This is a genomic window from Streptomyces sp. NPDC107654 (genome assembly GCF_055639035.1).
Genome location: NZ_JBVKBI010000057.1, coordinates 1 through 3,273 on the forward strand (window position 1 = coordinate 1; position 3,273 = coordinate 3,273).

The following is a 3,273-nucleotide window of genomic DNA, read 5'->3' on the forward strand; positions in this document are numbered from 1 at the left end:
GTGCAGATGTCGCAATCCACACCGAACCCAGAAGGCCCTCACCTGTTCAAGCACCCAGCACGCGTGTCACCAACGTCCCGGGACAGCACACCTAGGCGCTGCGGGGTCGTCGGCCGGCTACCTTCTTCGTGGCCGCCTTCTTCGCTGTGGTCTCCTTGGCCGGCTGCTTCTTCCCAGCAGCCTTCTTCGGCTGCGGCAGCTCGTGCACCTGGGCCGGGCCGACGGACTCGCCCCGAGAGGCCTTCGCCTTCGACACCGATTCCTGCAGCGCGGCCATCAGGTCGAGCACTGGCGCCGGCTGCTCCGGCTCCGGAGTCTCAGGCAGCGGCCGACCCCGAGCGCGACGCCAAGCTCGACCGCATCGAGCACGTGTTAACGCTATCCGCCAGCAGAGGCGCCCGTACGGAGTTTCGCCTGTCCAGACCCGGCACTTCCAGGTCTTGGTGCGCTGGAAGGTGATGCCGCGGCGCCGGAGCAGGCACCGTAACGCTTCCCGGCCGATGCGGAGCCGCCCGGAGCGAAGTCCATCCGTCTGTCAGGTGCCCGTCACCAGGCCCTCGGACTCGACCTGCGGCTTGAACTGGTTCGACCGCCGGGTCCGCAAGCTGGCCGCATGGCCCCGGTAGTATCCTCCTCCGGACTATCCCCGTAATTCCCTGCTGCGTAGCAGCTGCTCGTCGTCGACCGGTGGGGTGGGCGAGGGTGCACGGCATCGTCGGCGCGCGAACCGGTGCGCCTGATGCACCGAACCGGATGTCGGGATGTCCTGCATTCCCCCACCCACCGCACCCGTAGCGCACCACCGTGGTCTTCACTCTCCGAGTGGACTCCACTCCCCACTCAGCCGCCGATCCGCGCCCGGGTGCGCGGTGGAGTTCACCGTGCGCACGCATCCGCAGCGGGGGCCCCGCACGGAGCGCCACGGGTTCGGCCGATCGCCGTGGTACTGCCGTAAGCGGGAGCGGCGCCGGACGGCGGGCGGCGGCTTCGGTGGCGGATGCAGCGCCGCGCGCAGCCGGGCCGCGTCGGCGAGCTGCCCCAGAGGCTCGCGCTGTTCCGGCGAGTGGTGCGGCAAGGACGGGGGGGACCACCGGGGCCTCCGTGCTTGGGTGGGTTCGATCCCCTGCACCTTCGCTGTCTGCGTCGCCTGCGGGGGCGCTCGAGCGGCCCCGTCCCGACCGGCGCTCCGGCGACTTCGCCCGTCGTCCCGTGACGCGGGCACAAGGGGACCGGGCCCTCGAAGACACAAACGCGCCGAGTGGCTGCAGCAGCACCTCGTGCAGTGACACGTAAATGACCGGCCCTCGGGCCCGGGCCCATTACGGCGTAATAGCCGTCCCGCGAAAGGTCAGCCCAGAAGGGAAGCGAGTGAAGGGGACCACCCTTCTCGGCTGTAGCCCCCTTCGCTCGCGTTGTACTCCCCTCAGTCGGCCGGGGCAGCCGCTTGCTAGAGGTTGTCCCGTAACCGTTGGGGCGGTTGGTGCTTGGCTGGGCATGGGTGGGGTGATCTCAGCAGATGATGCGAAGTGGATCGAGCCGTTCTCCGGGTTGACCGAGGTGCAGTTCGCCAGGCTGGTGACGTTGGTGCGGCGTCGCGGTGGTGATGTTCAGAGGGGCAGGCCGTGGCGGCTGTCGCTGGAGGATCGGGTGTTGCTGGTGGCGACGTACTGGCGGACGAACCTCACCTTGCGGCAGGTGGCGCCGTTGTTCGGGGTCTCGAAGTCGGCGGCCGACCGCATCCTCGATCACCTGGCACCTCTACTGGCCATTTCGCCGGCCCGCCGGCCGCGCAAGGACACCGTCTACATCGTGGACGGCACGCACCCTCGTGCCTACCCGCGACCGCGGCATCGCCGCCTCGAGCAAGAACTATCGGTACTCGACGAACCTGCAGGTCGTCATCGATGCCAACAGTCTCCTGGTGGTGGCGATCGGCCTGCCGTTGCCCGGCAGCCGCAACGACTGCCGGGCGTTCACGGAGTCCGGCGTCGACCGGGCCTGCCGCGGCACCCCGACCATCGCCGACGGCGGCTACCAGGGCACCGGCCTGCTCATCCCTCACCGCAAACGACGAGGTCAATCACATCTCACACCGCAACAGGAAGCGGAGAACGCCGTCCACCGCCGAGCACGAGCACGCGTGGAACACGTCCTGTCGCGGCTGAAGGAGCGGAAGATCCTTCGAGACTGCCGGCTCAAGGGCAGCGGCGTGCACCAGGCCATGCTGGCATCGCTCGGCCCCACAACCTGGCCCTCACCGGATGACCCACACCCCATACGGACAACCTCTAGTTGCATACCTCGAGGGTTATCCGATGGGCGAAATCTTGCCAGCGCTCAGTTAGTTGCCTACCTGGAAACTATGTGCCACTCTTGCAGCATCGCATCGCTACTGCTGGAGGAGGAATGCGATGAGCACGCATGACGACGCTCGTGCAGCGCTGGACACGGCCGCTACCTTGCGATCGGCTGCCCGCGCACGTCCTGTCGCAGCGTGGCACCCGTCTTTCGTCGGACTCAGCTTTGCTGTCGGACTGTCCGCGCTCGGCCTAGCCGACGAGGTGCATCGCTGGCAGTGGGGAATCCGCGCCGTCGCTCTCCTGCTGATCGTCGCGGCCGTCGCCGTTCCTGTTGTCGCCGCATGCCATAGCGGCGTCAAGGCTTGGTCCGCAGGGCCGGAGAGTACCGACCGCTGGAAGAACAGCGGTGCGACGCTCCTTGTCGTGGCGGTTGCGCTGCTCGTCGATACGGCAGTCGATGGCCCCTGGTTCCTCATCATGCTGGGCTGTGGTCTTGGGGCCACCGCGTGGATCCGCCTGGCCGGCGCACGTAAGGCCTGAGAACCGATGACAGGAAAGCTGCATGAGCAGATCCATCACCCCACGCGTCTGGCCATCGTCGCCTTCCTGTCCGGTTGCATAGAGGCCGAATTCAAGGCGGTGCAGGAGTGCTGCGGCGCTTCGGCCGCCACGCTGTCCAAGTTGGTCACAGCGCTGGAGGGTGCTGGATATGTGGCCGTGCGCAAAGGGTATCTCGGCAGGCGACCTCGCACGTGGCTGTCTTTGACACCCGACGGCAGGAAGGCGCTTGAAGAGCATCTCGCAGCGCTGAACGCGCTGGTGAACACAAGTGTCGAGCAGGGCCGACAGCATGACACGGCCACTGGCCGAGACACCTAAGAGGTCCTAACAGAAGTCGCTGATGGTGTGACTGTCGGCTCAGATGCTCGTTGCTCTGTTCGTGGGGAAGAGGAACTCTCGTCCGTGGATCGTG

3 protein-coding genes and 2 pseudogenes are annotated in these 3,273 nt (G+C 67.1%); 3 read left to right on the top strand and 2 right to left on the bottom strand.

Translation table 11 applies throughout. The annotated features are described in order from the left end of the window. Positions 1-91 precede the first annotated feature (91 nt). Together ACZ7N4_RS39025 and ACZ7N4_RS39030 are read right to left on the bottom strand one after the other, a co-directional pair. Positions 92-289: a hypothetical protein gene (locus ACZ7N4_RS39025; protein WP_471368778.1), complete on the bottom strand. Its 198-nt coding sequence runs from the start codon at positions 287-289 to the stop codon at positions 92-94. Positions 290-430: 141 nt separating this feature from the next. Next, a pseudogene (locus ACZ7N4_RS39030) lies at positions 431-508 on the bottom strand (transposase); the annotation flags it as partial. Between the two features lie 986 nt (positions 509-1,494). On the opposite strand from ACZ7N4_RS39030, the pseudogene ACZ7N4_RS39035 reads away from it, so the two are divergent. The 3 genes and pseudogenes from ACZ7N4_RS39035 (at position 1,495) to ACZ7N4_RS39045 (ending at position 3,179) form a co-directional block, all read left to right on the top strand. After that, positions 1,495-2,265, top strand: a pseudogene (locus ACZ7N4_RS39035) (transposase). Positions 2,266-2,411: 146 nt separating this feature from the next. Beyond that, a complete protein-coding gene (locus tag ACZ7N4_RS39040; protein ID WP_471368781.1) occupies positions 2,412-2,840 on the top strand; it encodes a hypothetical protein in 429 nt (142 codons plus the stop codon). 6 nt (positions 2,841-2,846) lie between these two features. Next, on the top strand, positions 2,847-3,179 hold the full coding sequence (locus ACZ7N4_RS39045) for a winged helix-turn-helix domain-containing protein (RefSeq protein WP_471368782.1): 333 nt from the start codon (positions 2,847-2,849) through the stop codon (positions 3,177-3,179). The last annotated feature ends 94 nt before the right edge of the window (positions 3,180-3,273 follow it).

What these genes read in the sequence shown, in the direction of transcription:
- ACZ7N4_RS39040 (WP_471368781.1), top strand. Translation starts at nt 2,412, where the DNA reads ATGAGCACGCATGACGACGCTCGTGCAGCGCTGGACACGGCCGCTACC.
- ACZ7N4_RS39045 (WP_471368782.1), top strand. Translation starts at nt 2,847, where the DNA reads ATGACAGGAAAGCTGCATGAGCAGATCCATCACCCCACGCGTCTGGCC.